This window comes from Streptosporangium sp. G11, from assembly GCF_051192615.1.
Lineage (GTDB): Bacteria > Actinomycetota > Actinomycetes > Streptosporangiales > Streptosporangiaceae > Streptosporangium.
In genome coordinates this window covers 1-25,908 of the sequence record NZ_JBPJUQ010000031.1, presented here as the reverse complement: position 1 = coordinate 25,908, position 25,908 = coordinate 1, and the positions used below count along the sequence as shown (strand labels likewise).

29 protein-coding genes, 2 tRNA genes, 1 other RNA gene and 1 pseudogene are annotated in these 25,908 nt (G+C 69.9%); 20 read left to right on the top strand and 13 right to left on the bottom strand.

Going from position 1 to position 25,908, the window contains the following annotated elements; translation table 11 throughout:
• Nucleotides 1-16 precede the first annotated feature (16 nt).
• Nucleotides 17-112, bottom strand: an RNA gene (ffs, locus tag ACSDR0_RS26290) — signal recognition particle sRNA small type.
• Between the two features lie 108 nt (nucleotides 113-220).
• Between ffs and ACSDR0_RS26285 the strand changes: the two genes are divergently transcribed.
• The 4 genes from ACSDR0_RS26285 to ACSDR0_RS26270 all read left to right on the top strand — a co-directional run bounded on the left by ACSDR0_RS26285 (nucleotide 221) and on the right by ACSDR0_RS26270 (nucleotide 3,077).
• Nucleotides 221-309, top strand: a tRNA-Ser gene (locus ACSDR0_RS26285).
• A 354-nt stretch (nucleotides 310-663) separates the two neighbouring features.
• On the top strand, nucleotides 664-1,527 hold the full coding sequence (gene ypfJ / locus ACSDR0_RS26280; RefSeq protein WP_435291544.1) for a KPN_02809 family neutral zinc metallopeptidase: 864 nt from the start codon (nucleotides 664-666) through the stop codon (nucleotides 1,525-1,527).
• Between the two features lie 70 nt (nucleotides 1,528-1,597).
• Nucleotides 1,598-1,900, top strand: coding sequence for a type II toxin-antitoxin system VapB family antitoxin (locus ACSDR0_RS26275; RefSeq protein ID WP_435291543.1), 303 nt, complete (start codon nucleotides 1,598-1,600; stop codon nucleotides 1,898-1,900).
• Nucleotides 1,901-2,054: 154 nt separating this feature from the next.
• Entirely contained in the window at nucleotides 2,055-3,077 is a 1,023-nt protein-coding gene (locus tag ACSDR0_RS26270) for an ABC transporter substrate-binding protein (protein ID WP_435291542.1), read from the top strand.
• Nucleotides 3,078-3,293: 216 nt separating this feature from the next.
• On the opposite strand, the gene ACSDR0_RS26265 is transcribed toward ACSDR0_RS26270, so the two are convergent.
• From ACSDR0_RS26265 to ACSDR0_RS26250, 4 genes are all read right to left on the bottom strand, one after another.
• A tRNA-Ser gene (locus ACSDR0_RS26265) sits at nucleotides 3,294-3,383 on the bottom strand.
• A gap of 24 nt (nucleotides 3,384-3,407) precedes the next feature.
• A complete protein-coding gene (gene tadA / locus ACSDR0_RS26260) occupies nucleotides 3,408-3,851 on the bottom strand; it encodes a tRNA adenosine(34) deaminase TadA (RefSeq protein WP_435291611.1) in 444 nt (147 codons plus the stop codon).
• A gap of 132 nt (nucleotides 3,852-3,983) precedes the next feature.
• A complete protein-coding gene (locus tag ACSDR0_RS26255) occupies nucleotides 3,984-4,472 on the bottom strand; it encodes a tRNA adenosine deaminase-associated protein (RefSeq protein WP_435291541.1) in 489 nt (162 codons plus the stop codon).
• A gap of 16 nt (nucleotides 4,473-4,488) precedes the next feature.
• Complete coding sequence (locus tag ACSDR0_RS26250; RefSeq protein WP_435291610.1) at nucleotides 4,489-5,004, bottom strand: tRNA adenosine deaminase-associated protein; 516 nt, start codon at nucleotides 5,002-5,004, stop codon at nucleotides 4,489-4,491.
• A 171-nt stretch (nucleotides 5,005-5,175) separates the two neighbouring features.
• On the opposite strand from ACSDR0_RS26250, the gene upp reads away from it, so the two are divergent.
• From upp to ACSDR0_RS26225, 5 genes are all read left to right on the top strand, one after another.
• Nucleotides 5,176-5,814 carry a uracil phosphoribosyltransferase gene (upp, locus tag ACSDR0_RS26245; protein ID WP_435291540.1) on the top strand — a complete coding sequence of 213 codons (639 nt, stop codon included), beginning with the start codon at nucleotides 5,176-5,178 and terminating at the stop codon, nucleotides 5,812-5,814.
• Nucleotides 5,815-6,020: 206 nt separating this feature from the next.
• A complete protein-coding gene (locus tag ACSDR0_RS26240) occupies nucleotides 6,021-6,251 on the top strand; it encodes a hypothetical protein (protein ID WP_350941801.1) in 231 nt (76 codons plus the stop codon).
• A gap of 313 nt (nucleotides 6,252-6,564) precedes the next feature.
• A complete protein-coding gene (locus tag ACSDR0_RS26235) occupies nucleotides 6,565-7,095 on the top strand; it encodes a PH domain-containing protein (RefSeq protein WP_344742919.1) in 531 nt (176 codons plus the stop codon).
• A gap of 130 nt (nucleotides 7,096-7,225) precedes the next feature.
• On the top strand, nucleotides 7,226-8,587 hold the full coding sequence (locus ACSDR0_RS26230) for a helix-turn-helix domain-containing protein (protein ID WP_435291539.1): 1,362 nt from the start codon (nucleotides 7,226-7,228) through the stop codon (nucleotides 8,585-8,587).
• 108 nt (nucleotides 8,588-8,695) lie between these two features.
• Nucleotides 8,696-9,397 carry a FadR/GntR family transcriptional regulator gene (locus ACSDR0_RS26225; protein ID WP_435291538.1) on the top strand — a complete coding sequence of 234 codons (702 nt, stop codon included), beginning with the start codon at nucleotides 8,696-8,698 and terminating at the stop codon, nucleotides 9,395-9,397.
• A gap of 197 nt (nucleotides 9,398-9,594) precedes the next feature.
• Here ACSDR0_RS26225 and dnaN read toward each other — a convergent pair whose 3' ends face one another.
• The 3 genes from dnaN to ACSDR0_RS26210 form a co-directional block, all read right to left on the bottom strand.
• On the bottom strand, nucleotides 9,595-10,695 hold the full coding sequence (gene dnaN / locus ACSDR0_RS26220; protein ID WP_435291537.1) for a DNA polymerase III subunit beta: 1,101 nt from the start codon (nucleotides 10,693-10,695) through the stop codon (nucleotides 9,595-9,597).
• 119 nt (nucleotides 10,696-10,814) lie between these two features.
• Nucleotides 10,815-11,468 (bottom strand): response regulator, encoded by a 654-nt coding sequence (locus tag ACSDR0_RS26215; RefSeq protein ID WP_435291609.1) that lies wholly within the window; start codon nucleotides 11,466-11,468, stop codon nucleotides 10,815-10,817.
• A 2-nt stretch (nucleotides 11,469-11,470) separates the two neighbouring features.
• Nucleotides 11,471-13,000, bottom strand: a complete 1,530-nt coding sequence (locus ACSDR0_RS26210) for a sensor histidine kinase (RefSeq protein ID WP_435291536.1) — start codon at nucleotides 12,998-13,000, stop codon at nucleotides 11,471-11,473.
• 155 nt (nucleotides 13,001-13,155) lie between these two features.
• Here ACSDR0_RS26210 and ACSDR0_RS26205 point away from each other — a divergent pair, with 155 nt between their 5' ends.
• The 8 genes from ACSDR0_RS26205 (at nucleotide 13,156) to ACSDR0_RS26170 (ending at nucleotide 20,040) form a co-directional block, all read left to right on the top strand.
• Complete coding sequence (locus ACSDR0_RS26205) at nucleotides 13,156-14,055, top strand: ABC transporter ATP-binding protein (protein WP_435291535.1); 900 nt, start codon at nucleotides 13,156-13,158, stop codon at nucleotides 14,053-14,055.
• Nucleotides 14,052-14,786, top strand: a complete 735-nt coding sequence (locus tag ACSDR0_RS26200) for an ABC transporter permease (RefSeq protein WP_435291534.1) — start codon at nucleotides 14,052-14,054, stop codon at nucleotides 14,784-14,786. The genes ACSDR0_RS26205 and ACSDR0_RS26200 overlap by 4 nt, the downstream gene beginning before the upstream one ends.
• 101 nt (nucleotides 14,787-14,887) lie before the next feature.
• Entirely contained in the window at nucleotides 14,888-15,469 is a 582-nt protein-coding gene (locus ACSDR0_RS26195; protein WP_435291533.1) for a TetR/AcrR family transcriptional regulator, read from the top strand.
• 21 nt (nucleotides 15,470-15,490) lie between these two features.
• Nucleotides 15,491-16,243 carry an SDR family NAD(P)-dependent oxidoreductase gene (locus tag ACSDR0_RS26190; protein ID WP_435291532.1) on the top strand — a complete coding sequence of 251 codons (753 nt, stop codon included), beginning with the start codon at nucleotides 15,491-15,493 and terminating at the stop codon, nucleotides 16,241-16,243.
• Between the two features lie 145 nt (nucleotides 16,244-16,388).
• The gene (locus tag ACSDR0_RS26185) at nucleotides 16,389-17,132 is read left to right on the top strand and encodes a phosphodiesterase (protein WP_435291531.1); all 744 of its coding nucleotides are present in this window, start codon (nucleotides 16,389-16,391) and stop codon (nucleotides 17,130-17,132) included.
• A gap of 505 nt (nucleotides 17,133-17,637) precedes the next feature.
• Complete coding sequence (locus ACSDR0_RS26180; RefSeq protein ID WP_435291530.1) at nucleotides 17,638-18,210, top strand: sigma-70 family RNA polymerase sigma factor; 573 nt, start codon at nucleotides 17,638-17,640, stop codon at nucleotides 18,208-18,210.
• Nucleotides 18,207-18,935, top strand: coding sequence for an anti-sigma factor family protein (locus ACSDR0_RS26175; protein ID WP_435291529.1), 729 nt, complete (start codon nucleotides 18,207-18,209; stop codon nucleotides 18,933-18,935). Before ACSDR0_RS26180 ends, ACSDR0_RS26175 begins: the two co-directional genes overlap by 4 nt.
• A gap of 163 nt (nucleotides 18,936-19,098) precedes the next feature.
• The gene (locus ACSDR0_RS26170; RefSeq protein ID WP_435291528.1) at nucleotides 19,099-20,040 is read left to right on the top strand and encodes a CHRD domain-containing protein; all 942 of its coding nucleotides are present in this window, start codon (nucleotides 19,099-19,101) and stop codon (nucleotides 20,038-20,040) included.
• A 177-nt stretch (nucleotides 20,041-20,217) separates the two neighbouring features.
• On the opposite strand, the gene ACSDR0_RS26165 is transcribed toward ACSDR0_RS26170, so the two are convergent.
• The 4 genes from ACSDR0_RS26165 to ACSDR0_RS26150 all read right to left on the bottom strand — a co-directional run bounded on the left by ACSDR0_RS26165 (nucleotide 20,218) and on the right by ACSDR0_RS26150 (nucleotide 22,588).
• Nucleotides 20,218-20,811: an NADPH-dependent FMN reductase gene (locus ACSDR0_RS26165; protein WP_435291527.1), complete on the bottom strand. Its 594-nt coding sequence runs from the start codon at nucleotides 20,809-20,811 to the stop codon at nucleotides 20,218-20,220.
• A 77-nt stretch (nucleotides 20,812-20,888) separates the two neighbouring features.
• Nucleotides 20,889-21,065 (bottom strand): hypothetical protein, encoded by a 177-nt coding sequence (locus tag ACSDR0_RS26160; protein ID WP_435291526.1) that lies wholly within the window; start codon nucleotides 21,063-21,065, stop codon nucleotides 20,889-20,891.
• A gap of 218 nt (nucleotides 21,066-21,283) precedes the next feature.
• A complete protein-coding gene (locus ACSDR0_RS26155; protein ID WP_435291525.1) occupies nucleotides 21,284-21,931 on the bottom strand; it encodes a class I SAM-dependent methyltransferase in 648 nt (215 codons plus the stop codon).
• A 183-nt stretch (nucleotides 21,932-22,114) separates the two neighbouring features.
• Nucleotides 22,115-22,588 (bottom strand): MarR family winged helix-turn-helix transcriptional regulator, encoded by a 474-nt coding sequence (locus ACSDR0_RS26150; protein WP_435291524.1) that lies wholly within the window; start codon nucleotides 22,586-22,588, stop codon nucleotides 22,115-22,117.
• 115 nt (nucleotides 22,589-22,703) lie between these two features.
• Here ACSDR0_RS26150 and ACSDR0_RS26145 point away from each other — a divergent pair, with 115 nt between their 5' ends.
• From ACSDR0_RS26145 to ACSDR0_RS26135, 3 genes and pseudogenes are all read left to right on the top strand, one after another.
• Nucleotides 22,704-23,060, top strand: a complete 357-nt coding sequence (locus tag ACSDR0_RS26145; protein WP_435291523.1) for a nuclear transport factor 2 family protein — start codon at nucleotides 22,704-22,706, stop codon at nucleotides 23,058-23,060.
• Nucleotides 23,060-23,911, top strand: a complete 852-nt coding sequence (locus ACSDR0_RS26140) for an NmrA/HSCARG family protein (protein WP_435291522.1) — start codon at nucleotides 23,060-23,062, stop codon at nucleotides 23,909-23,911. Before ACSDR0_RS26145 ends, ACSDR0_RS26140 begins: the two co-directional genes overlap by 1 nt.
• A gap of 185 nt (nucleotides 23,912-24,096) precedes the next feature.
• A pseudogene (locus tag ACSDR0_RS26135) lies at nucleotides 24,097-24,387 on the top strand (hypothetical protein); the annotation flags it as partial.
• A 33-nt stretch (nucleotides 24,388-24,420) separates the two neighbouring features.
• Here the strand turns inward: ACSDR0_RS26135 and ACSDR0_RS26130 are convergent.
• On the bottom strand, nucleotides 24,421-25,383 hold the full coding sequence (locus ACSDR0_RS26130; RefSeq protein WP_435291521.1) for an alpha/beta hydrolase: 963 nt from the start codon (nucleotides 25,381-25,383) through the stop codon (nucleotides 24,421-24,423).
• Nucleotides 25,384-25,908: the final 525 nt, after the last annotated feature.

Below are 25,908 nucleotides of genomic sequence, written 5' to 3'. Positions count from 1 at the left end.
CTGCGAGGGGTCTCAACGAAGAGACCCCTCGCACACCCGCCAGAGCCCGCTTATCCTTGCTGCCTTCCGGCCCTGGGGAGGTTCACAGGATGACGCCGCGCGAGGGGTCGACCCTCAGTCTAGCCTCAGATCCGAGTGGTCGGTATCGGAAAAGATCAGAGTGGTCGGTGTCGGAAATTAGTGGTCCGTGCCGCTCCGAAAGTTGGGTAAGCTTCTCCACGGAGGATTCGCCTAGTTGGCCTAGGGCGCACGCTTGGAAAGCGTGTTGGGGGCAACCCCTCAGGAGTTCGAATCTCCTATCCTCCGCCACCGAGAGGGGCCGGACCGCACACGCGGTCCGGCCCCTTCGTGCTTCTGGGTCTCGGTTCGGGTCTCAGCCGGTGTTCCCTCCACGAGATCCAACCTTGCCCGAGTGCCCTGATAGGCATCATCAGCGCCCTGACCAGCCGGTTACCCGCGTAAGGGCAGCGAAGGGAGAAGTCCGCTCCCCGGTCGCCGGATCGCGGCCCGGTGGACGAGAGGGGACCTGCGGGCGCCCCCGCCCCGGTCACCCGATCACCCGAACCACGGCATCTTCCACGAGGGGGTGTCCCGCCCCGCCGGCATGGCCGGCCCTCCTCTGGGCAGTCGGAGGGTCCCAAGCGGATCGAAGGGACGCCGGCGATGGATTTCAAGGATGACGCCCAGCTGGACAGCTCGCAGGTCGAGAGTCGCGGCGGGGGGAGAATCCCCGGAGGCGGTCTCGCGATCGGCGGCGGCGCGGCGGGAATCGTCGCGCTCATCGTGGCCCTGATATTCGGGATAAATCCCGGGGACATCACCGGCGGCTCCACCCAACCGGCCCCGGTGGGCCCGAGCTCCGACCTCACCGCCCAGTGCAAGACCGGGCAGGACGCCGACCAGAACGAGGAGTGCCGGGTGGTCGGCGTGGTCAACAGCATCCAGGACTACTGGCCGAAGGCGGTCCAGGGGTACGAGCCCGCCAAGACCGTCATGTTCTCCGGCCAGGTCGACACCGCCTGCGGTGCCGCCGACGCCTCCGTCGGCCCGTTCTACTGCCCGGCCGACCGCCAGGTCTACCTGGACCTCAGCTTCTTCAAGGAGCTGGAGAGCAAGTTCGGCGCCAAGGGCGGCCCCTTCGCGCAGGCGTACGTCATCGGCCACGAATACGGGCACCACGTCCAGAACCTTCTCGGCACCAACGCCAAGGCCCAGGAGGGGCCGGAGCAGGGTCCGGAGAGCGGCTCGGTCCGGCTGGAGCTGCAGGCCGACTGCTACTCGGGCGCCTGGGCCAAGAACGCGTACGAGACCGGTCTGTTCGAGAAGCCGTTCACGAAGACGGACATCGAGGAGGCGCTCAGCGCGGCCTCGGCGGTGGGCGACGACAGCATCCAGGAGCGCACCCAGGGCCGGGTCAACCCCGAGGGCTTCACCCACGGGACGTCGGCGCAGCGTGTCAAGTGGTTCACCACGGGTTACGAGAGCGGCGACCCCGGTAGGTGCGACACCTTCGCCGGGAGCATCTAAAACGGCCTGTGAGCTGCGACGAGGGGAACCCGTCCGGCGAAGGGTGGGATTCTCTCCTAAACTACATAGTGTGATCTTCAAGTTGGTCGGCGACGAACGGCCCTATCCCGAACACGGTCTCTCGCATCGCGAGTGGGCGCAGATACCGCCGCGGCAGGTCCGGCTCGACACCCTGATCACCACGAAAGCGGTGCTCGACCTCCACTCCCTGCTCGCCAAGGACTCCACGTTCTACGGCGACCTGTTCCCGCACGTGGTCCAGTGGCGCGGCGACCTCTATCTGGAGGACGGCCTGCACCGGGCACTGCGCTCGGCCCTGCACCAGCGCTCGGTCCTGCACGCACGGGTCCTGGACCTGCCCGCCGAGGGCTGATCCTCTCCCAAGGTCCCCGAGATCCCCGAGGAGGGGCGGGGAGGGCGGCCCTCCGCGACCGCGGCGCGTGATCGCCGGCGTACCGGGTGGCCGGCTCGACGGACTCGGCCGCGGCGACGTGCGGCCGCGACCTCCGGCACGAGGTGGGGATGCGATGGGATCCGGCATCGGGGGACTGCGTCTCGGAGCCTGCCTCTCCCTGTCGGGGGAGTACGCCCGGTTCGGCGCGCAGGCCCGGCTCGGCCTTGAGATCTGGCACTCCTCGAACGACACCGTGAAACTGATCGTCGAAGACGACCGGAGCCGCACCGAGGTCCTGGACGCGGCCGTCCGCCATCTGGCAGCACGATGCGATCTTCTGCTCGGCCCCTACTCGACGCACCTGACGCGCAGGGCGGGACACGTGGCAGCCGTCCTCGACCGGCTGATCTGGAACCACGGCGGATCCGGCGACGACGTCGAGGCGGCCCACCCCGGCCACGTCGTCTCCGTGCCGACGCCCGCGAGCCGGTACGCCGAGCCCTTCATCCGGCACCTGGCCGGCGCCGCCGGACCTCTCGCCCCGTCCCGCCTGTGGATCGTCCAGGGCAGGGGCGGTTTCGGCCGGCAGGTGGCGTCCGGAGCCGAGGCGACGGCGCACTCGCTCGGCGTCCGCACCGTCCGTCTCGGTCCCGGAGAGCCGTTGCCGTCGGCGCCCCCCGAGGCGTGGGCCCTCTTCTGCACGGGATCGTTCGAGGAGGACGTCGAGACGATCAGGCGGGCCAGGGCCCTGCCGACGCCCCCGCGGACGGTGTGCGCGGTGGCGGCGGGCGTTCGTGAGTTCGGCGAGGCGATCGACGACCCTCACGGGATCTACGGCGTCGGGCAGTGGTTCCCCGGCGGCGGACGCGAGGCCGAGCTCGGTCCCGCCGAGCCCGGCTTCCTGGCCGCCTACAGGGGTCACGCGGGAGTGCTCCCCGACTATCCGGCGGCGCAGGCGGCGGCCACCGCCGCCATCGCGACGCACTGCGCGCGGCTGGCCGGCGGCACGGGGCGCGACGCCCTGTGGGCGGCGGCCTCGGGGCTGGAGACGACCACCCTGTTCGGCGACTTCAAGATCGACCCCGGCACCGGGGTCCAGGTCGGCCACCGGGCGACGCTGACCAGATGGGGAACCGGCGGACCCGCGGCGATCTGAGATCCCCGGACCTGGCCGACCCGCGAGGATCTCAGATCTCCAAGGCCGGCCGACCCGTGGCGATCCGAGATCGTCGGGCCCGGAACGCCGCGCCCCGGCCGTGTCGTCCCGGCCGCGCGGACCGCGTTCTTCGAGATCAGGGCCGGGGTCGCCTCGGCGTGGCGGTGATACGCGAAGAGCCCCTGAGCCGCTTACGCGGACCAGAGGCTCTTTCCGTGGCGGTGGAGGTGGGATTTGAACCCACGGATAGGTTGCCCCATCACACGCTTTCGAGGCGTGCGCCCTCGGCCACTAGGCGACTCCACCGCGGAGCAGCTTACCGGATAACCGCTATTGCTCGCGCATCCGGCGAGCGGTGAAGAACCCGGTGAGAACCGCCGCGCATTCGTCGGCCAGGACTCCCCCCAGGACCTCGGGCCGGTGGTTGAGGCGGCGGTCCCTGAGCACGTCCCACAGTGACCCGGCGGCGCCGCCCTTGGGGTCCTCGGCTCCGTAGACGACGCGGTCGACCCGGGCGAGCACGGCGGCCCCCGCGCACATGGTGCAGGGTTCCAGGGTGACCACCAGCGTGCAGCCGCTCAACCGCCACTGACCGAGCGCCCTCGCGGCCTGCCGCAGGACGAGCGTCTCGGCGTGCGCGGTGGGATCGGCCGAGGCCTCCCTGTCGTTTCCCGCGCGTGCCAGCACGGAACCGTCGGGGCCGAGGACGACCGCGCCGACGGGCACCTCTCCGCGGGCTCCGGCCTCGGCGGCCTCCGCCAGGGCGAGCCTCATCTCCCGGACGTAGCCCTCCGGCGCCAAGCTGATCACCGTACGCCCACCCGCGCCAAGCCGATCACCGTACGGCCACCGGCGCCGAGCCGGTACGGTGCGCCCACCGGCGCCAGGCCGGTCACGGCGCGTCCGTCACCGCAGCCGGTCGAGCTCGTCGGCGAAGGCCAGCCGCTCGGCGATCACCGAGAGCGTGTCCGCGGGGAGCGCGCCCTCCTCCATGCTGAGCTCGACGAGCTCCTCGGAGCTCAGCCCGAGGTCCTCGAGCAACTCGAAGTCGCCCGCCGGCCGCACGCCCAGGTCGGGGGTGTCCTTGTCCACCGCCACCCCGGCGAGCTCGGTGAAGAGCTCGCCCAGGTCGTCGGAGAGACCCGCGTGGGCGTCGGACAGGAACGTGCGCGGCTCCAGGTCGCCCTGGTATCGGACGATCGCGAACCACTCGTCCTCCACCTCCACGCACAGCAGGGCGAGCTCGTCGCCGGTGAGCCCCAAATGCTCCTGGACGGCGTCGCCGAGGTCGTCGGCGATCTCCGCCTCGCTGAGATCGATCTCCGCACCGTTCCAACCGTCCGTCGTACGGACGAAGGCGGCGGAGAACACGCTGTTGGATGGTCTGGAGGGCATGGCCGATCTCCCGAGGTCAGCCGAAAACAGAGTCGATGGCGCGTTCGAACGGCTCGGAGAACCCCAGCCGCGCGGCGATGCTTGACAGGACGTCCTCGGGGAGGAGGTCGATATCCCCTGACAGGATGCCGAGTTCCATCTCGTCGAGGCCGAGGTCCGCGAAGATCGACAGGTCCCCCGCGGGGAGCGCCGTCTCCTCGTCCTGGAGGATCGCGTCGAGTTCGTCCTCGTCGGGAACCGGCACGTCCAGGTATTCCAGCGCCTGCTGCGCGAGCGGGAAATCCCAGGACGCGGCGATGTCGGAGAGGAAGACCTCGACCCTCTCGCCGAACACCCGTAGTGCCACGAAGAACTCATCCCCAACGGCGACGAGGCCAATCGTGCCGCTCATGCTGGGCTGCTGGCGCAGGGCGTGGATGAGCCCCTCAAGGTCGGAGGTGAGCGACACCGGGAGCATCTCCGCCTCCCAGCGGTCGTCTTCCCGGTAGATCACGATGGCAAAGTCGAGCGAGTCTTCGTCTGACATGGCCATCCCCACCGAATGCTTTCTCTACGGAGGTCAATGCTTTCAGAAGCGAAGCACTGACGTGGGCCTCTCCGACCAAATTGTGATCAAATCCGAGTGAGCGGGCGATGTCGAGAGTGTGACCCGTCATCCCCCCGGCTTATCGCCGCCCGCCTGCCCAGGATACCTTTGACCACCATGGAAACCCTGGTCGTCGACCATCCCCTGGTGGCCCACAAGCTGACCGCGCTGCGGGATGTGAACACCGACTCCCCCACGTTCCGGCGTCTCGCCGACGAGCTGGTGACCTTGCTGGCCTACGAGGCGACCAGGCAGGTCCGCGTCACCGACTGGTCGGTGGAGACCCCGGTGGCCCCCGCCAGGGGCGTGCGGCTGGCGCACCCGTACCCGCTGGTGGTCCCCATCCTGCGCGCGGGGCTGGGGATGCTGGAGGGCATGACCCGCCTGCTGCCGACGGCCGAGGTGGGCTTCCTCGGCATGATCCGCAACGAGTCCACGCTGGAGGCGGAGACCTACGCCACCCGTCTGCCCGAGGACCTCTCGGGCCGCCAGGTCTACGTGGTCGACCCGATGCTGGCCACCGGCGGCACCCTCGCGGCCGCGATCAAGTTCCTCTTCGACCGGGGCGCCGACGACGTGACCGCGCTGTGCCTGCTGGCCGCGCCCGAGGGGATCGCCCACCTCGACGACGCCTTCGCCGGCTCCGGCAAGCCGATCCGCCTGGTGACCGCGGCCCTGGACGAGCGGCTGAACGAGAACGGCTACATCGTCCCCGGGCTGGGCGACGCGGGAGACCGCCTCTACGGCGTCGTCTGAGGCGCCCCCGGCACTTCCCGCACGGCGCCCGCCCGCACGCTCCGGGTTTCGGTTCCGAGATTCCAGCACCAACCTTTTCCCTTAAAGGATGGTTCCTCTACCCGCCGACCGTTACATAATGTGGTTCCCCGGGTACGAAGCGTGGCGAAGACATCTCTTCTGTGTCCCCGGTCCGCCGAGGCCGCGGGCGCACACCAGGGAGAACCATGAGCGAGCGAATCATCCCGGACACCGAGCCGGACCCGTACGCGGACTTCAGCGCCGCGCTCAGGGACGAGTTCTCGGAGATCCATCCGGCGGCCACGGTGACCCGCTGCATAGAGGCGGCCCACTACGGAGCGCTGGAGGTCGTCGGCCACGCCCATCCGGCGCTGGTCGAGCGGATCGCCCGCAAGCACCTCGAGGTCCTCGCGCTGGTCGCGAGCGAGCGCGGGTGACGCGGGTTACGGGCGATGGCGGGACGTGCCCCGCGAGGGCCTCGGACAGGGTCCTCGCGACGCGCACGAGACCGAATCAGTCGATGCGCTTTACCTCGGCATGACCCTGGGTAATGTATATGGCGGGTGCAGTGGGTGAGCGGTAGTAGGAGGCCAAGATGCAGGTCAAGAAGGTCCTAACGTACGGTGCTGTCGGATTTGTGGCGTTTTTCCTGTTCACACGACCAGGTGACGCGGCCAATGCTGTGAGGGGTGCCATGGACACGGTTTACACGGCGGCCGATTCTCTGGCCCAATTCGTCTCACATCTGTCATGAGGCTAGTGACCCACGGGGACTCCGCTCCCTCGTCGGTCAACCGCTATCTGCTCCCCCACGAACACCAGGTCATCATGGTGCGGCGCCACCCGGCCGTGCTGCTTCGCGCGGTCGCCGAGGTCTTCGGCGGCCTGATCCTCGCCGGACTGCTGAGCAAGTGGTTCGGCGACCAGGGCGGAGGCGGCGTGCTCGTCGTCGTCTGGTGGGCCTGGCTGCTGTTGCTGATCCGTTTCGTCTGGAAGGTCGCCGAGTGGTCCGTCGACTACTTCGTCGTCACCTCCAAGCGAATGCTGCTCACCACCGGGCTGATCACCCGCAAGGTCGACATGATGCCTCTCGGCAAGGTCACCGACATGAGCTTCCAGCGCTCGATCCTCGGCCGCATGCTGGGCTATGGCGAGTTCGTTCTGGAATCGGCCGGTCAGGACCAGGCGCTGTCGAGGGTCAACTACATCCCTTACCCGGAGACCCTCTATCTGGAGGTCTGCCAAATGCTCTTTCCCGGGGGCAACGACTCAGACGATTAGTGCCCCGCGTCGCGGGATCCGAGGGCCGTTGACACTTTCCGGTGAGGATTTTTCACTCGGGGTTACCTGATTCGACCGCTTCATGCAATCATGGCGAGAACATTGACCACCCCCCGCCCTGAGAGATCAGATGCCGAGTCAGGGAACCATCGGTGACCGCGTCCGCGGACTGCGCCTGAGCAGGCGCATGTCCCAGGCCCAGCTCGCAGGGCCGGACCTTTCCGACAGCTACGTCTCCCTCATCGAGTCCGGCAAGCGGACGCCGACCCCCGTGGTCGCCCGCCTGCTCGCCGAGCGACTGGGATGCACCACCGAATTCCTGCTGCACGGGATCGAGCCGCGCCAGCGCATCGACACCGAACTCGGCCTGCGCCACGCGGAGCTTGAGCTCCTCCACGGCGATCCGTCCGTCGCGGCCGACCGCTTCGGCGAGATCGTCAAGGTCGCCGGCGAGGAGAACGTCATGCTGGCCGCGCACGCGCGGTTCGGCCGCGCACGCGCGCTGGAGGTCCAGGGCAAGGTCGACCTGGCGGTGAAGGCGTTCGAGCGGCTCCGCCGCGAGGCGGCCGCCCACCCCGAGCGTCTGGCGGACCTGCCGCTGGCTGTGGCGCTGAGCCGCTGTTACCAGCGCGCCGGAGACACCCTTCGCGCCCACGACCTGGCCGTCCACGCGCTCGGCGAGGTCAACCGGCTGCCCCTGTCGCAGGGGGAGATCGCCGTCGAGCTGGCCGCCTCTCTGATGGAGACCAAGGGCACCCGCGAATCCGGCTCGCCGAGCGTGTCCTACGTCCGGAACGTCCTGTCGGTCAACGGCGTCCCCACCGCGGTCAACCGCACCGCGGAGATCCACGCCCTCTGGCAGGCGAGCGTCACCGCCGCCGACGGTGAGGACTCGGCGCTGGCCGTCCGCCTCGCCGACGACGCGATCGCGACCGGGCGCCCGGCGCGGATGGCCTCGCAACTCGCCCTCATCGCGCTGGGCTGGGCCCGTCTCGCCGCCTCCACCGGTGACGAGCCGCTCGACGAGGCCCGCGAGCTCGCCGCCGCCGCGAGCGAGGTCCTCGCCGTGTTCCCCGAGCACGTCCAGGAGTACGTCAAGAGCCTTGTCGTGCGCGCCCACGTCCAGCTGGAGACCGGCGACGCGCAGGGTGCGATCACCCTGGCGCGAACCGCCCTCGACATGCTGGACGGCCAGGCGAGCGCCACCGGGGCGACCGCGCAGCTGGTTCTCGCCCGTGCCATGCTCACCCACGGCCAGGGCGGCGACGTCACGACGGCGCTGAACGCCGCCAAGCAGATGCTGAGCGATGCCCGGCACGAGCCTTCCGGTCCCGACCGGGAGAGCGCGCGGGTCTGGCGTGACCTCGGAGACCTGTACGGCCAGGTCGGTGTGGTCGACGAGCAGACCAGTGCGTATCGTAAGGCTCTTGAGGCTGCCGGAGTGCGCGATGCGATGGTGGGCGTGACGGTCGATTCGGCCCTGGTCCGATAAGACGCTCCCACATCTGGAGTTCCAGATTTGTTTTTGCACCTCCGGAATAACTAGGGTCTACCAGTCATTGATTCGTAGGATGATTGGTTTCTCCGGAGGAGGCGGACGGTGAGTCTGCGTACGGCGCAGCGAGCATCCCTCGTCGATCAAGTGATCGATCAACTCAAGGAGCAGATCACCTCTAACTCCTGGCAGATGCACGCGAAGATTCCTACCGAGACTGTGCTCGCCGAACAGCTCGGGGTCGGGCGCAACACCGTGCGCGAGGCGGTGCGCGCCCTCACCCACGCCGGGCTGTTGGAGTGCCGCCAGGGCGACGGGACGTACGTCCGTGCCACGAGCGAGCTCTCCGGGGCCATGCTGCGGCGGCTGCGCACGGCCGAGCAGCTCGAAATCCTGGAGGTGCGGCGTGCGCTGGAGGTGGAGGCCGCCAGACTGGCCGCCACCAGGCGCACCGACACCGACATCGCCGGGATCGAGGCGGCGCTGGCCGAGCGGGAGCGGGCCTGGGAGCGGGGAGAGCCCGACGCGTTCGTCGAGGCCGACCTCGCCTTCCACATGGCGGTCGTCCGCGCCACCCACAACCTCGTGCTGATCGATCTCTACGAGGACTTCTCGGCGGCGCTGCGCGCCAGCATCACCGCCGCTGGCACCTCGCTGAACAGCACCCTGAACAGCACGTACATCCCGCACGAGGCGATCGCGCGCGCCATCGCCGTCGGTGACGCCGCCGCCGCCGAGCGCGCGGGCCACGCGTGCATGGAGCACATCCTGATCGCCCTGACGGAGGAGCAGGAACTCTCCCTCTGACCCCGCCCTCCTTCGCCTTCTCATGAGCATGGGCCCCCTCACCAGATGGTGAGGGGGCCCATGCTCATGAGAGCGCCGTCCCGGGCCTGGAGCGGCATGGGCCTGGGGCGCGGGACGGCTGGGTCACGCGGTGCGGCGTAAGCCTGGGGCATGGGGCGGTCGGGTCACGCGGTGCGGCGGGCCTGGCGCCGGGGCGGTCAGGTCAGGCGCAGGGACATCACGAGGTAGCGGAAAGAGGGGTCGGCGTCGCCGGGGACCTCCGTGATAAGGGCCGGGCGGCTCGGCGACTCCATGTTGAGCCGGACGAGCTCGGTCTCGACCCCGCTCAGGCCGTCGAGCAGGAACTGGGACTGGAAGGCGATCTGGATGTCGCCACCGGTCAGCTCGGCGTCGACGACCTCGGTGCCCCGGCCGATGTCACCGCCGCCCGCCTGGATCAGGACCTGCCCCTGCGCGAAGGAGAGCCGGACCGCGGTGTTGCGCTCGGCGACCAGCGTGACCCGCTTGATCGCGTCGATGAACGGCGCCACCGGCAGGTCGGCCCGGATCGACCAGTCGTCGGTCAGCCGCGAGCGGTAGTCGATGAACTGCTCGTCGAGCAGGCGGACCGTGGTGACCCGGCCGACGCTCTCGAAACCGGCCACGCCGTCGCCCAGCGCCACCGACACCTCGCCACCGCGCAGCGATTTGGCCACGTCGACGAGCACCCGCGCGGGCACCATCGCGGCGGCCGTGGCACCGGCCACCTCGGGGCGCCAGCCGAACTCCCTGGCCGCGATGCGGTAGCGGTCGGTGGCGGCCATGGTCACGTCGTCGCCGGAGATGTCGACCCGGATGCCGGTCAGCATGGGCAGGCTCTCGTCGCGACTGGCCGCCGGAGCCACCTGGCCGACCGCGCTCGCGAAGACGACTCCGCCGACCGCGCCGATCTTCGGCGGCATCTCGGGGAGGGAGGGAAAGTCCTCGACCGGCATGGTCAGCAGGCCGAACTCCGCACTGCCGCAGGTCAGAACCGCTTCGGAACCGCTGGTGAGGACCTCCACCACCTCGCCGGGCAGGCTGCGGGTGATCTCGGCGAGGATCCGGCCCGGGATCAGCACCCGGCCGGGCTCCGCCACGACCGCCTCGATCGAGACACGGGCGGAGACGTCGTAGTCGAAGGCCGACAGCACGAGATCGCCGTCGTCGGCCTCCAGGAGCAGGCCGGAGAGGACGGGAATGGCCGGCCGGTTCGGCAGCACCCGGGCCACCCAGGCCACCGCGTCGGCCAGGACATCACGGTTAACCCGGAACTTCACCTGATCATCCCTTCGTCCTGAACGGCACCCCATGCGCGGAAGCCGTACTCCAACAGCACGTTATCCGCTGAGACCGACAGAACCGCTACCCGGCCGGGGAAAAAGGGGGAAGGGAGGCGTCAGCCGCGGGCGGCGTTGAGGTAGGTCAGGACAGCGAGCACGCGGCGGTTGTCGTCGTCGGAGGGAGCGAGGTCGAGCTTGGCGAAGATGCTGGCCGTGTGCTTGCCGACCGCGCTCTCGCTGAGGAACAGGCGCTGGGAGATGGCCGCGTTGGAGCGGCCCTCGGCCATCAGCTCCAGCACCTCGCGCTCGCGCGGGGTCAGCGCGCCGAGCGGCTGGTGACGGGCGGTGCTGGCCAGCAGCTTGGCGATCACCTCGGGGTCCATCGCGGTGCCCCCCGCGGCGACCCGGCGGACCGCGTCGACGAACTGCTCGGCGTTGAAGACCCGGTCCTTGAGGAGATAGCCGATCGCCCCCGTGCCGTCGGCCAGGAGCTCGCGCGCGTACAGCTGCTCGACGTGCTGGGACAGCACGAGCACCGGCAGGCCGGGGACGGCCCGGCGCGCCGCCAGCGCGGCCTGGAGCCCCTCGTCGGTGAACGTGGGCGGGAGGCGCACGTCGACCACCGCCACGTCGGGCCGTAGCCCGGTCAGCGCCTCCAGCAGCTCCGGCCCCGACTCGACGGCGGCCACCACCTCGAAGTCGTGTGCCTGGAGGAGATGAACCAGGCCGTCCCGCAGGAGGTACAGGTCTTCGGCGATGACGACTCTCAGGCTCACCGGCCCAACCATAGGCGGGTCGGCAGGACCTCCGCCAGCCGCTGCTGGCGGGCGTGCATGACGGGGATGAGCATGCCCGCGGCGTACATGGACAGGCCCAGGAGGATGTTGAAGACGATCAGCGGCCACTGCAGCAGCTCGGGCAGGTAGAGGGCGAGGAACCAGCTGCGGTGCTCGGCGCCGAAGATCTTCATGAACATCGTCACCAGTCCCTGCGGGAAGAGCGGGAGCCAGCCGAGGCCCCAGCAGATCCCGACGATGGTGGCCTTACCGCGGGGCAGGGACGGCTTGCAGTCGGGGCCCTTCTCCCTCAGGGCGTTGGGCAGGTCGAACGTGGCGGTGGTCGGGCCGCCCCGCGGGCTGCTGACCGCGAGCACCCCGTCGAAGGCCGCCAGCCTGCGCTCGATGCCGCGCAGGCCGCTGCCCAGGGACGGGTCGGCGCCCCCCGAGCCGTCGTCGGCGACCACCACGCGCAGGGCGTGGTCGTTGCTGCTGATGTCGATCCACACCCGCTCGGCGCCGCCGTGACGGGCCGCGTTGGCGAGGAGTTCGCTGATCGAGAAGTAGGCGGCCGACTCCACGGGCGAGTCGGGGCGGGTTTCCAGGTCCACGGTGACCGTGACCTTCAGCGGACTGTCCAGCGCCAGGGCGCGCACGGCGTCGCCGAGGCCGCGCTCGGCCAGGACCGGCGGGTGGATGCCCTTGACGAGGTCGCGCAGCTCGACGAGTGCCGTGGAGGAGGCCTCCCTGACCTTGCCGAGCAGGGCCTTGGCCGCCGCGGGGTCCTTGTCCATCAGCTCCTCGACCGCGCCGAGCGTCATGCCCATCGCGACGAGCCTCGCCTGCGCCCCGTCGTGCAGGTCGCGCTCGATCCGCCGCAGCTCGGAGGCCTGGGAGTCGACCGTCGCCAGGCGCGCCTGGTCGAGCCGCTGGACCCGCGCCGCGAGCACGGACTTGGCCGTGGGAGACAGCAGCAGGTGGTTCCACCAGGCGTACCCCCGCAGGAAGCCGGGCGTCGCGAGCAGGGCGAGGACCGCGGCGAGGCCCAGGAGCGGCGAGGCGAACGCCGGGAGATCGGACCGGGGCGTCAGGACGGCGTACCCGGCCAGGAGGAGGGGCAGCAGCAGGAGAACGCCGGCCAGCGGGTTGAGGAACACCCAGAGCCCGTCCCGCCAGGTGGCCGGGTCGCCGAACATCCACTTCCAGCGGTTGTTCCAGTTGGGCCACCACGGCGTCTTGTAGAGCTGGCGCTCGTGGCGGTACCAGCCGTCGGGCTGGGGCCGCGCGGGCAGCGGGGGCGGCAGGTAGGGGACCGGCACCGCGGTCCCGAGCCACGTGCCGGTCAGCTTCCTGGCCATCGCCGTGCGAGCCCTGAGCAGCCGGGCCGCCGGAGGAAAACAGAAGATCATTCCCAGCCCGAACGCCAGCACGAACGTGACCAGGGTCACGGCGATCAGGACCGTGTCCAGCAGCGCCATCGCTCCCAGCGCCAGTGCCCTGCCGACCGTCACCGCGTACGTCTTCATGGGTCAAGTGTCGGCGATCCGGCCGGGCGTGCCCAGTGGTGGCGGATGCCGCGGAGGGGTGGAGGTAGCCACACCCCCCGCGGGTGCCTGGCCCGCCTCCACCGGGGATGTAGACGGATTCTCCGGGCGCGGCGCGACTCGTAGCGTCGGTGAGCATGAAGGTCATCGAGGTCAGCAACCTCCGCAAGCAGTACCGCGACCAGCTGGTGGTGGACGACGTCTCGTTCACCGTCGAAGAGGGCGAGATCTTCGGCGTTCTCGGCCCCAACGGCGCCGGCAAGACGACCACCGTGGAGTGCGTCGCCGGCCTGCGCGTCCCCGACTCCGGCACCGTCAGCGTGCTCGGAGGTCTGCACCGCGCCGAGCTCAGGGAGCAGCTGGGAGTCCAGCTGCAGAGCTCCACGCTGCCGGAGAAGCTCAAGGTGTGGGAGGCGCTCGACCTGTACGCGTCCTTCTACCGGACCCCGGCGAACTGGATGGAGCTGCTGGAGCGCGTCGGGCTCGCCGGCAAGCGCGACACCCCCTACGGCAAGCTCTCCGGCGGCCAGCAGCAGCGGCTCTCGATCGCGCTGGCCCTGGTCGGCAACCCCCGCGTGGCGATCCTGGACGAGCTGACCACCGGCCTGGACCCCCAGGCTCGCAGGGACACCTGGGAGCTCATCGAGCGGATCCGCGAGGACGGCGTGACGATCCTGCTGGTCACCCACTTCATGGAGGAGGCCGAGCGGCTCTGTGACCGGCTCGCGCTGATCGACTCGGGCCGGGTGGTCGCGATGGACAGCCCGTCGGGCCTGATCGCCAAGGTCGGCGGGCGGCAGACCGTCAGGTTCCGGCCGTCCGGGCCGCTCGACGACTCCCGGCTCGAAGCCCTGCCCGAGGTCACCGGGGTGAGCCGCAGCGGCGGGCAGGTCACGGTCACCGGCACCGGCAACCTGCTCCTCGCGGTCACGACCGTCCTTTCCGCCGCGAGTGTCGTACCCACCGACCTGCGCGTGGAGCAGGCCACCCTCGACGACGCCTTCCTCAGCCTCACCGGAAAGAAGATCTCCTCATGAACAAGATGCTCCTGACCGAGGCCAAGCTCTTCCTGCGGGACCCGGCCGGTCCGATCTTCGCGGTGATGCTGCCCCTCGTCCTCCTGCTCGCGCTGGGGCAGATCCCCAGCTACCAGAAGGCGGTTCCCGAGCTGGGCGGAGAGCGGGTCGTCGACACCCAGCTGCCCGGCATGATGGTGATCCTGGCGGTGGTGACGATGGCGCTGACCGTCCTGCCCGCGACGCTGGTGACCTACCGGGAGAGCGGCGTGCTGCGCCGGATGTCCACCACCCCGGTCAACCCGATCCGGCTGCTGGTCGCCCAGGTCGCCAACAACCTCGCGGTGGCGATCGTCGCCACCGTCCTCCTGATCGGCCTGGGCTATCTCGTCCTCGGCTCGGTCCCGCCCAAGAGCCCGCTGGCCTTCGCGGGGGTGTTCGTGCTCGGCACGGCCTCGATGCTGAGCCTGGGGCTGCTGATCGCCGCGGTGGCGCCCAACGCGAAGGTGGCGCCGGGCATCGGCTCGCTGCTGATGTTCCCGCTCATGTTCATGGCGGGGATGTGGATCCCCCGGGAACTGATGCCCGACCTGGTGCGGCGCATCGGGGACTTTCTGCCGATGGCGCCGTTCGCCGACGCGCTCCGCGACACGTGGGCCGGGCACGCGCCGCAGCCGCTGCACCTGGTGGTGATGGTGGTGACCGTGCTGGTCACGGGTGGGCTGGCCGCGCGGTTCTTCCGCTGGGAGTAGCGGGTACGACCTCCGGTCCGCTGGGGCCCGTCCCTTACGAGGGGCAGGGACGGGCCCCAGCTTATTTGACTGATCGTTCTAGTTTGTTTTACGTTTTCCCCATGGTGAGGACGAAGGAGTTCGACCCGGACGCCGCCCTCCAGGCGGCGCTCGACCTGTTCTGGGAGCGCGGCTACGAGGCGACGTCGGTGAGCGACCTGGTCGGCCACCTGGGGATCGGCCGGGCCAGCCTGTACGCCACGTTCGGCGGCAAGCACGAGCTCTATCTCCGGGCGCTGCGGCGCTACCGGGAGATCCGCCGCCCGCTGTACATGGAGACGCTCTCGCGTCCAGGACCCGCGCTTCCGGCCGTACGGGATCTGGTGGAGGGCTACGTCCGCGACTCCGTCGGGGAGGCGGGGCGGCGGGGCTGCATGATCGGAAACGCGGCGGCGGAGATGCTCCCCGGCGACGAGCAGGTGGCCCGGTGCGTGGACGGCGAGTGGACCGCGCTGGAGACCGCGCTGGCGTCGGCGCTCATCAGGGCGCGGGCCCAGGGGGAGCTGCCCGCGGACCGCGACCCGCGGGCGCTGGCGGGCTTCCTACTGGTCTTCCTCCAGGGGTTGCGGCTGACGGCCAAGGGGACGCAGGACCCGGCACGGCTGCGCGACGCCGCCGCCCAGGCGCTCACCATTCTGGACTGATCAATCTACTTTGGAGGCGTCATGAAATTTCAGGACAAAGTGGTTTTGGTGACCGGGGGCGGGACGGGCATCGGCAGGGCCGTGGCACGCGGGTTCGCCCGCGAGGGCGCCCGCGTCGTGGTGGCCGCGCGGGGCCCGGAGGCGCTGGAGCAGACCGTGAAGCTGATCGGGTCGGACGGCGGCCGGGCCTCCGCCCTCGTCGCGGACGTCTCCGACTCCGCCTCGGTCGCCGGACTGGTCGAGCGGATCGTGGAGCGGCACGGCGGGCTGGACATCGCGATCAACAACGCCGGGGTGTTCGCCATGGGCGAGGTCGCCGACCTGCCCGAGGAGGACTTCACCCGGGTCGTCGACGTCAACCTGACCGGCACCTTCCTGGCGATGAAGCACGAGATCCCGGCGATGCTTGCCGGTGGCGGCGGGGTTATCGTCAACGTCGCCTCTCAGGTGGGGACGCACAAGCGCATACCGGGCCTCGGTGCCTACGCCGCCTCCAAGGCCGGGGTGACGGCGCTGACGCGCACCGCCGCCCTGGAGTACATCGGCCGGGGCGTCAGGATCAACGCGCTCAGTCCGGGCCCGCACGACACCTCGATGTCCATGCGGCCGGGCGAGACGGAGACCGACCGGGCCGCGCGGGTCAGCCGGCAGCTTCCGATCGGCAGGGTCGGCTCCCTCGACGAGATCACCGGCACCGTCCTGTGGCTGGCCTCCGAGGACGCGGGCTTCGTGGTCGGCGCCGACATCGTGGTGGACGGCGGCTCCACCGCCTGACCCGGCGTCACCCCCACCGCCCCGGCCCTCCCCGCCACGTCCCCCGCGCGGCTCCGAGCTCACAGCGCGCCTCGTCGTCCGGTGCGTTTCCGCCCTCCGCACCGGATGCCCGGCGACGGGAAGCCGGATATGTCACTCTTGATTGATGCTGATCCTGGCGCACGTAAGTGACGTCCATATCGACGGTTCTCCCCGCAGCATCGACAGGACCCGATCCGTCATGCGACACCTGGAGAACCTGCCCGGTCCCCTGGACGCGGTCGTGGTGACCGGCGACATCGCCGACAACGGCCTGATCGAGGAGTACGAGATCGCGCGCGAGCTGCTGACCACGCGCTATCCGACGATCATCTGTCCCGGTAACCACGACGTCCGTCCGGCGTTCCGCAAGGCGCTGCTCGACCTCGACGAGGACGGCGACGGGCCGATCAACCAGGTCCTCAGGCTCGACGGGCTCACCGTCGCCCTGTGCGACTCCAGCGTCCCCGGGCGGCCGGAGGGCTTCCTGGAGGACGAGACGGTCACCTGGTTGAACGGCGTGCTCGCCGAGACCCCTGACACCCCGGCCATCGTCGGCATGCACCACCCGCCGGTGTCGCTGGGCATCCCGTACGTGGACGCGATCCGGCTGCGCAACCCGGAGCGGCTGGAGGCGGTCGTGCGGAGGCACCCGCAGGTGGTGGCCGTCATCACCGGTCACGCCCACACCGCGGCGAGCACCACCTTCGCGGGCCTGCCGCTGTCGGTCGCCCCGGGGGTCGTCTCCACGCTGCGGCTCACCCAGGAGCTCGACGTCCCGGTCCCCGTCGACTACGACCTGCCTCCGCAGATCGCCATGCACGTCTTCGACGGCGGCCGCCTCATCACCCACATCCGCCCGGTCCTGTGACATCGCCGCGGCCCGCCCTCACGGCGTGCCGCGGCCCGAGCGAGACCATCGAACCGGGTGGCCATACGGCCCCACGAGACCGGCCCCGCCCTCCCTGCGCCCGCCCAGGGCCGCCCTGGTGACACCGGCTCGGACAGATTTCCCTTGCCCGGAATTAACCTGATTTCCCCCTCATGGGAAGATAGCTGGGCTAATAATTTGAAATTGACATGATCTGTTGAACCCTCAGGGATCCGGCGCCGTACTGCCTGCCGACACCGGAAATCGTCCGGCGGCCGAACCCGGGAGGGCACAGCGTGATCGTGGACGCCCCGCGGCGGCCCGCTCCAGCGGGCACCGCCGTGATCGCGGAACCGCCGCCCGGCACCCGCGGCCACGAAGAGGCGGGCGACACCGCCCCACGCACCGGTCACGACCGTCCGATGCGGACCGCGGGACGCGCGTGGTGACGCGGCAAGGCGCCTGCCCCTCCCTGCCGGCCGATTCCCCCGGAGAAGACCTCGACGTGAAAGCCTCTTCCTGGCCAGGTGACCGGCGAAACCGGTCCCGCCGCCTGAGACCGGTCGACGCCCCCGACGACGAGCTGATCGTCGCGGAGCTGTACCGGACCTACCACCGGCCGCTGCTCTCCTTCGTCGTACGGCTCACCCACGGCGACGTGCAGTGGGCCGAGGACGTGGTGCAGGAGACCATGGTGCGTGCGTGGCGCAGCGCGGACCGGTTCGACACCGGCGCGTCGTCCCTGATGCCTTGGCTCGCCACCGTCGCCCGGCATATCGTGATTGACGACCAACGCCGTAAGGACGCGCGTCCCCACGAGGCGGGTGAGGGACCACTGGAGAGTGTGCCCATGCCCGATCAGATGGAAGATCTTTTGCGACAGGTCGTCGTGTCGGACGCGCTCAACGCGCTGTCCTCCGCCCACCGCGAGATCCTGAACGAGACGGTCCTGCGCGACCGGTCGGTGAACGACGCCGCCGAGGTGCTCGGCATCCCCGTCGGCACGGTGAAGTCGAGGGCGTACTACGCCCTCCGCGCGCTGCGCGTCGCCCTTGAGGAGAGAGGGGTGACGGCATGACCTCGCAGGTGGAGCACACCGACGTGGGCGCGTACGCCCTGGGCATCCTCGAAGAGCCCGACCGGACGGCTTTCTCGCACCACCTGGCCACCTGCCGGTCGTGCACCGCGGAGCTCCGGGAGTTGTCCGGGGTGGCGGACGCGCTCGCCGGCATCGGGCCCCTGGGAGACGCGGGCCACGACGCCGGTACCGGTGACCCGGGTCCCACCGAGGTGGTCGACCTGCTGCGCCGCCGCAAGGCGGCCGACCGGCGTGCCCGCAGGGGAACGTTCGTGATCGGCGCCGCCGCCGCCGTCACCCTGGTCGCCGGCGGGATCGCGGTGGGCAGCACGATCTCCGGCGAGAGCGGGAGCGGGAGCGTTCCCGTCGGCCACTCCGCGCACGGCCCCGCGGAAGACGCCTACCGGGCCGGCACGCCGCTCGCGGGCAAGGGCGCCTCCGGCGTCACCGGCGGCCTGGTGCTGGAGACGAAAGGCTGGGGCACCCACGCCGCCCTGGAGCTCAGGGGCGTGAAGGGCCCGCTGGAGTGCGAGCTGATCGCCGTCTCCCGGAAGGGCGAGCGGCGCGTGGTCACCGGATGGGCGGTGCCCGAGCGGGGCTACGGGGTTCCCGGCTCTCCCGAACCGCTCTACGTGCACGGCGGGGTCGCCTGGGGGCCGACCGGGATAGACCACTTCGAGGTGCGCACGAACGGCGGGGACACGCTGCTCACCGTCACGGTCTGACCGGGCATCCTATCTTCCCCCCGGAGCGGGAGAGCCGTTTCGGGGCCGCTTCGCTGTGTGCATTTTTACGTATTTGAAGATTGAACCTTACCTGGCCGCGGCGCCGTACAACCGGCTGTAGAACGCAGCAGCCCCCTTACCGCACAGCTATGAGAGGTTCACGATGTCCAAGCGCTCCCTCACCGTCTCCGGCGTGGCCATCGCCGCGTCCCTGCTCTCCGCGGCCCTCGCCCCGGTCGCGCAGGCCGGCACAACCGCGGCCACGCAGTCCGATACGGCCGGCACAGCCGACGCCTACTTCGCGGGCACACTGATCGGGAAGAACGAGGTGCCGACCAGCGGCGGCCCCGCCGTCGGCGACAAGGACGGCAGGGCCCTCGCCGTCGTCCGCATCCGCGGCAACGAGGTCTCCTACGCCGTACGGTGGGAGGGAACGGCCACCCCCACCGCGTTCCACATCCACCAGGGCAAGGCCGGTAAGAACGGCGACGTGAAGGTCGGCTTCTTCATGGAGGCCCTGCCCGGCGGCAGCAAGGCCATCCTCGGCAGCGTCAAGATCAACGACGGCGGCCTGCTGTCCGGGATCAAGAAGAACCCGAAGAACTGGTACCTCAACCTGCACACCGCCGAGTTCCCGGGTGGCGCGGTGCGCGCCCAGATGCACCGGATCAGCCCGACCAACCTGGCCAACGTGCTGGCCAGCGGCGTGCACCCCATCTACCACTCCAACGCCGACGGCCGCCAGGAGGTCCCGGCCCCCGGCAAGAAGGTCGGCGACCCGAACGGCCGCGCCGAGTGGCTCGTCGGCATCAAGGGCTCGAAGGTCTACTACGCCACCATCTGGGAGAAGCTCGCCGCCCCCACCAACGGGCACATCCACCGTGGCAAGAAGGGCAAGAACGGCGATGTCGTGATCGATTTCTTCGCCGACACGAACGGCCTGCCCAAGGGCGTCACCGGGATCGCCGGCACCGCGTCGGTGAAGTCCGACATCGCCCGGGGCATCAAGAAGAACCCGAAGAACTGGTACACCAACCTGCACACCACCGAGTTCGGCGGCGGCGCGGTGCGCGGCCAGCTCTACAGGTCCGGCAGCGGCTGGTAGGACGACGTCCGGGGATCACGCGGCGGCTGTGAGTCCGGACGCGGAGGGGATCCACGGTGACCACAAGCCATCCGTGACCCCGGAGACGACGGCGCCCGCCCCACGGAACACGACTCCGTGGGGCGGGCGCCGTCGCGCGTGACGACCGGTGACGCGCCCGGGTCCGTTCTGTCGAGGTCAGGTGGCATAGGGGCGGGCGGCCCTGCCCTCGCGCAGCGTCCGCGCCCACCAGGTGAGCTGTTCGAGCAGGATCTTGGCCGCGCCGTCGCAGCTCTGCGGGCTGGTCGGCGCCCCCTTGTCATCGAAGTGCTTCCAGGCGCCGTGGAAGCTGACGGTGTCGCGGACGGTGACCGCGTGCAGCTCGGCGAAGACCAGGCGGAGCTGCTCGACCGCCCGCAGACCGCCGGAGATGCCGCCGTAGGAGATGAAACCGACCGGTTTGGCGTGCCACTGCCGGTCGTGCCAGTCGATGGCGTTCTTCAACGAGGCGGGAAAGCTGTGGTTGTACTCGGGCGTCACGACGGCGAACGCGTCGGCCCTGGCCAGCCGCGGGGTCAGGGCCGCCAGAGCCCGCCCCGCCTCCGCGCCGGGCGCGGCCCCGAAGCGGGGCAACACCATCGGCAGGGAAACCTCCGCCAGGTCGACGACGTCGACGTCCAGATCCTCGTGCCCCCGGGCCCGGCCCGCGAACCAGTCCGCGACGGTCAGGCCGAGCCGACCTTCCCGGACACTGCCGACGATCACCGCTAGCCGGATCGGCTCTTCGGGCATGACGGTCCTCCGCTGGTCGCACTGGTCACAGTGGGCTTGTCCGCGCCCTTGCGGCGCCGTGTGAACAGGGTCGTACCTCAACCTTGGTTCACGTCAAGTCGGGCCAGCGCGGAGACCTGCTTGGACAGGGCCGAGTCGCTGGTGTCGACCGCGTCGCGCAGGAAGCCGGAGTCCACCCAGCCGGCCGGCGCCGGCGGCGCCACGATCGACAGCCGAGCCAGGACGTGCAGGAACTCGTCGAAGGACGGGTCCATCAACCTTGCCCGTCCCGCCGCTGCATGATCGACTTGGTGGTCCCGCGGAGCAGCGGCGTGGCCGCGACGTACGTCAGGGCCGTGACGGCCGCGGCGAGCGTGTCCTTCGCGGACAGGCCGAGGGCCTCGGCCGCCCACTCGGACGCGAGGAAGAGCAGCAGGGGCCGGCCGCCCAGCTCAGGTGGAACAGCAACTCCAGGCGGTCGGACAGCCCCCGCCTAGGCTTTGCGGGCGAGCAGCTGGATCTCCTTGAACTGCCGCCGGTCGGTGGGCTGAGGCTCGCGAACCATCCGGGCCACCTCGACCAACCCGGACTTGAGCAGCATCGCGGCGAGGTGATCAGGCCACCAGCGATAGGCCGGCGCGACCGTGTGGTCGAAGACCTGCGTCGGGCGAGACGGATCATCGCTTGCCGAAAAGCCGACCAGAAGGTGGCCGCCAGGTGCCAGCACACGGTGGAACTCCGCCAGGATGACGGGGAGTTCCCGCGGCGGAGTGTGGATGATGGACCAGCGTGAGAGTACGCCGCCCAGCGCGCCGTCGGCGATGTCCAACGCGGCCATCGAGCCCACGTCGAACCGCAGGCCCGGATAGGCCTGTCGAGCCAACTTGATCATCGCAGGAGAGGCATCAACACCGAACGCCGCCACCCCCAGCTCGTCCAGATAAGCGGTGATATGGCCAGGCCCACACCCCAGGTCTGCGATCTGACCGTCCCCACTCGCACTTACGACCTCGGCGAAGGCACCCAAGATCGCACGGTCCAGGGGACTGTCACGCAGCGTGTCGCGGAACAGCTGCGCATAGGTGAGGGCAGCAGCGTCGTAAGCCTCGCGGGTGACACTGAGGACATCGTGTTCGACCATGCTCGCGACAGTAGTTCCCGGCGCTGAGGCGAGTCGAGAGAATCACGATCGCCCTGAGCGGGCGGTGGCCGCAAGCCCTCGCCGAACTGATCAACCAGTGCGCGCAAGTTGCGCGACCGGCCGGCGTCGTGCCACTCGGCCACGTCGCCCCCGGTGGCGACGGCGGCCGCACCGCTGGAGGGGTCATCCCGAGGAGTCGAGGTGGCACTTGAGGGCCTCCATGATCTCGGCGAGCGCCTCCAGTTGCGGGACGGTGAGCACGTCGGCGAAGTGGGTTCGGACCGCCCGCGAATGCCCCTTGGCCGCACGGAGAAAGGCGGCGCGGCCTTCATCGGTCAAGTGGACCTCGGCAACCCGGTTGTCGGCTTGGTGGCGGCTGCGTCGGATCAGCCCGCGGCGTTCCATGCGGGCGAGATGGTGCGACAGGCGACTCTGCTCCCAGCCGATCAGGTCGGCCAACTCGGTCGAGCGGACCGTCCGCTCACCCCGCTCGTGCAGGGTCACCAGGACGGGGTAGTCGCTGCCGGAAAGCCCGGAGTCCGCCATCAGCAGCTGATCCAGACGTTGCCGCAGCAGCGGTGTGATCTCGATGAGCCCGCGCCAGGCCCTGAGCTCGACCGGGTTCAGGCTCCCGGGTTCTGCCGCCTCGTCCGTCACTGTCTGAACCTAGCAATCGCTCGACGAGCCCCGATCACGCGGTTTTCTTGACGTGTCATATATCGTACTGAAAGTCCGTGCCCGAGCCGGGCGCGACCATGGTGAGGAGTACGCGATGGCAACGATCGAGCAGCTCATGCACGCGAACCTACTGGAGGTCTTCAACGAGCGCGACAGTGAGCGGCGCCGGGCGGCGATTGTCCGGGTATACGCCCCCGGGGTCCGGTTCTCCGACCCGGAGGAGACGGTGGAGGGCCACGACGCACTCGATGCCAAGGCCCAGAAGATCCTCGACGACGCGCCGGGCTTCGTCTTCACGCCCGGCGGCCCGGTCCAGGTCAGCCAGGACCTCGGCTACCTTCCGTGGAACTTCGGACCGGCGGGACAGCCGCCCGTGGTGCACGGCGTCGACATCGCACTGGTCGCGGACGGCCTGATCACCACCGTGCACACACTGCTGCTCACCGACTGATGGCCGAAGAATACGGAGTCCTGGGCGCCACCGGCCGGCAGGGCGGCGCGGTGGTACGGGCCCTACGAGACCGCGGCCTCGCCGTCCGGGCACTGGTCCGCCGCATCGACGACCCCGGCAGCCGGGCAATGGCAGCGCGGGGAGTACGGGTGGTCCGCGCCGACACCGACGATCCGACGAGCCTGCCCGCGGCATTCGCCGAGCTGGCCGGGCTGTTCGCCATGACGGTGTTCGCCGGCCACGGTACGGCGGGAGAGGTCGTCCAGGGCCGGGCGGTCGCCGACGCGGCGGTCGCGGCCGGGGTGCCGCACGTGGTCTACAGCTCCGTGGGGGGCGCCGACCGCGGCTCCGGCGTGCCGCACTTCGAAAGCAAGTGGGCGGTGGAGCGGTACCTGCGCGACCGCGGCCTGCGGACCACTGTCGTGCGGCCGGTGTTCTTCATGGACAACTTTGTCACCGCCATGGCGCCGGTACGGGAGCCGGAAGCACTGGTGATCCGCAGTCCCCTGCTGCCCGATGTACCGCTACAGATGATCGCCGTGCGCGACATCGGCGCGGTGGTCGCCGCCGTGCTCACCGACCCGCGGCTCGTGCCCTCGGGCGCGGTGGAGGTCGCCGGCGACGAGCTGACACCCGAGCAGATCGCCGAGGCGTTCGGACGGCGGACCCGAACGGCCGTCCGGTTCGAGACCGTCCCGATCGCCACGGTCGACGACGACGACAGCCGGGCGATGTTCACCTGGCTGGGCCGGACGCCCGCGTACCAGGCCGACTTCGCTCTGACGAGGAAGTTGCAACCTGCGGTGCGGACCTTCGACACGTTCCTTGCCGGGTCGGCCGAGCGCTGGTGAGGGTCGCCAACGGCGGCCTCGTCGTCCGGTCGCCGGAGCGACAAGCCGGCTGCGGTGGGCCGCCACGGCGGCCAGTCGCGACGCTACGGGAGGGTTCTGGTCGCGATTGGGGTCGGTACTGATGGTCAAGGAGGCGGTCATGCAGGCGGCACCGGTGCGACGGGCGGCGGGGAAAACCCGGTGACGGAGATCCTCACCGCGGACGGCGTCGCGAGGAGGTCTCCCGCCGGTCCGGCCGGGGCGCGCCCGTCGACGTGCTGCTGCTGGACGTCTTCTACATGGCCGCACTGTCCTACACCCGCACCGACGGCCCATCCCGGGCCTTCTACCAGCGCAAGCGAGCCGAGAACAAGATCTATACCCAGGCCCTACTCGCCTTGGCCCGACGCCTGGTCGACGTGCTCCGGGCACTGCCACGCGACAACCGGACCTTCTCGCCGATCGTGCCGCAGCAGGTCACCGCAGTGGCCGCTTGACATGGTCATTGATATTCCCTTCGCCGAACCTGGTCATTGCGTGCCCAGAACGCCCGCGAGGAAGGCGATGCCCTGGCTGATCGCGCCCTGAGCGGCGAAGGTGTGCCGCAGGGGATTGAGACCGACGAAGTCGTGGATGATGCCCCCGTAGCGCACCGTGGTCACCGGGACGCCGGCCGCGCGGAGCTTCGCCGCGTACGCCTCGCCCTCGTCGCGCAGGACGTCGGCCTCGGCGACGACCACGAGAGCCTGGGGCAGTCCGGCGAGATCCTCGAGGGAGGCCCGCAGCGGAGAGGCGGTGATCTCGGCGCGTTCGGCGGGGTCGGTGGTGTACTGGTCCCAGAACCACTTCATGCCCTCGCGGGTGAGGAAGTAGCCCTCGCTGAACTGCTGGTAGGAACCGGTGTCGAAGGCGGCGTCGGTCACGGGGTAATACAGGAGCTGACCCCTGAACTCGATTCCGCCGCGCTGCTTGGCCAGCAGCGTGGTGACCGTCGCCATGTTGCCGCCGACGGAGTCACCGGCCACCGCAACGCGTGAGGGGTCCAGCGACTCCTCCGGACCGTGGTCGCGGATCCATGTGGCGACGGCGTAGACCTGCTCGATCTGCGTCGGATATTTCGCTTCGGGGGCCAGGTCGTAGTCGGGGAACACCACCGCGGCACCCACGCCCACCGCCAGTTCGCGCACAAGACGGTCGTGGGTCTGCGGTCCCCCGAACACCCAGCCGAGCCCGTGCACGTAGAGGATCACCGGCAGGACCCCGGTCGCGTTCTTCGGCCGCACGATGCGTACCCGCACCGTGCCCGTAGGGCCACCCTCGACCACCACGTCCGATACGTCGGCCTCCGGCACCGTTGGAGACGGGTCGGTCTGCACCCGGACGGCGATGCGTCGGCCCTCTTGCGGCGGCAGCTGGTAGAGGAACGGCGGAGTGGCGTTGGCGTCGGCGAACGCCTTCGCGACCTTCTCCAGGACAGGCTTGATCTCAGTCATCGAACACCTCACGATTCGGCTGCACCCTGCGCGTGCGATCGCCTCGAATGGAACCTACATGACACGTCATGCAAACCCAAGGCGATCTTCCCTCGCCGCGGCAGGTTCACGCTGGGGACCGTACGGTTTTCGGCTCCTGCGGAAACACCAAAAATCCGGGGAACGTGAGCACCCGGATGTCCCCGGCCGATGAGCAATCGGCCTGGTTCGAGCTTCGACTCCGGTTACTCGGCGTTTGCTTCCAGGAGCCTTGGAAGGTGTCGTGCTTCGCTAGGAAAAGCGTGCCCGGCCTCGGTAGGCGCCAAGGGTTGAGCGCGGTTGATGATGGCGAAGCCGGACAAGCCGTATTTGTAAATCTTTTCACCAGGATGTTCGGCTGGTGAGAAGATCGGGGGTGCTCCGAATAGCAAACGCAGTACTCGCACGATTACCGGAACCGATGCACGCACTTGCGCTGAAGCACCGTGAACCGCTGAAGTTCGCGGTGGTGGGTGGAACAGCGTTCTTAGTGGACAACACGGTGTT

Excerpts from the sequence above, each read along its gene's own strand:
- ACSDR0_RS26170 (WP_435291528.1), top strand. The coding sequence starts at position 19,099 with ATGTCCAAGCGCTCCCTCACCGTCTCCGGCGTGGCCATCGCCGCGTCC.
- ACSDR0_RS26200 (WP_435291534.1), top strand. The coding sequence starts at position 14,052 with ATGAACAAGATGCTCCTGACCGAGGCCAAGCTCTTCCTGCGGGACCCG.
- tadA (WP_435291611.1), bottom strand. The coding sequence starts at position 3,851 with ATGAGGCTCGCCCTGGCGGAGGCCGCCGAGGCCGGAGCCCGCGGAGAG.
- ACSDR0_RS26160 (WP_435291526.1), bottom strand. The coding sequence starts at position 21,065 with ATGGACCCGTCCTTCGACGAGTTCCTGCACGTCCTGGCTCGGCTGTCG.
- ACSDR0_RS26155 (WP_435291525.1), bottom strand. The coding sequence starts at position 21,931 with ATGGTCGAACACGATGTCCTCAGTGTCACCCGCGAGGCTTACGACGCT.
- ACSDR0_RS26145 (WP_435291523.1), top strand. The coding sequence starts at position 22,704 with ATGGCAACGATCGAGCAGCTCATGCACGCGAACCTACTGGAGGTCTTC.
- ACSDR0_RS26130 (WP_435291521.1), bottom strand. The coding sequence starts at position 25,383 with ATGACTGAGATCAAGCCTGTCCTGGAGAAGGTCGCGAAGGCGTTCGCC.
- ACSDR0_RS26195 (WP_435291533.1), top strand. The coding sequence starts at position 14,888 with ATGGTGAGGACGAAGGAGTTCGACCCGGACGCCGCCCTCCAGGCGGCG.
- ACSDR0_RS26140 (WP_435291522.1), top strand. The coding sequence starts at position 23,060 with ATGGCCGAAGAATACGGAGTCCTGGGCGCCACCGGCCGGCAGGGCGGC.
- ACSDR0_RS26255 (WP_435291541.1), bottom strand. The coding sequence starts at position 4,472 with ATGCCCTCCAGACCATCCAACAGCGTGTTCTCCGCCGCCTTCGTCCGT.
- upp (WP_435291540.1), top strand. The coding sequence starts at position 5,176 with ATGGAAACCCTGGTCGTCGACCATCCCCTGGTGGCCCACAAGCTGACC.
- ACSDR0_RS26210 (WP_435291536.1), bottom strand. The coding sequence starts at position 13,000 with ATGAAGACGTACGCGGTGACGGTCGGCAGGGCACTGGCGCTGGGAGCG.
- ypfJ (WP_435291544.1), top strand. The coding sequence starts at position 664 with ATGGATTTCAAGGATGACGCCCAGCTGGACAGCTCGCAGGTCGAGAGT.
- ACSDR0_RS26250 (WP_435291610.1), bottom strand. The coding sequence starts at position 5,004 with ATGGCCATGTCAGACGAAGACTCGCTCGACTTTGCCATCGTGATCTAC.
- ACSDR0_RS26235 (WP_344742919.1), top strand. The coding sequence starts at position 6,565 with ATGAGGCTAGTGACCCACGGGGACTCCGCTCCCTCGTCGGTCAACCGC.
- ACSDR0_RS26270 (WP_435291542.1), top strand. The coding sequence starts at position 2,055 with ATGGGATCCGGCATCGGGGGACTGCGTCTCGGAGCCTGCCTCTCCCTG.
- ACSDR0_RS26165 (WP_435291527.1), bottom strand. The coding sequence starts at position 20,811 with ATGCCCGAAGAGCCGATCCGGCTAGCGGTGATCGTCGGCAGTGTCCGG.
- ACSDR0_RS26205 (WP_435291535.1), top strand. The coding sequence starts at position 13,156 with ATGAAGGTCATCGAGGTCAGCAACCTCCGCAAGCAGTACCGCGACCAG.
- ACSDR0_RS26240 (WP_350941801.1), top strand. The coding sequence starts at position 6,021 with ATGAGCGAGCGAATCATCCCGGACACCGAGCCGGACCCGTACGCGGAC.
- ACSDR0_RS26175 (WP_435291529.1), top strand. The coding sequence starts at position 18,207 with ATGACCTCGCAGGTGGAGCACACCGACGTGGGCGCGTACGCCCTGGGC.
- ACSDR0_RS26190 (WP_435291532.1), top strand. The coding sequence starts at position 15,491 with ATGAAATTTCAGGACAAAGTGGTTTTGGTGACCGGGGGCGGGACGGGC.
- ACSDR0_RS26185 (WP_435291531.1), top strand. The coding sequence starts at position 16,389 with ATGCTGATCCTGGCGCACGTAAGTGACGTCCATATCGACGGTTCTCCC.
- ACSDR0_RS26230 (WP_435291539.1), top strand. The coding sequence starts at position 7,226 with ATGCCGAGTCAGGGAACCATCGGTGACCGCGTCCGCGGACTGCGCCTG.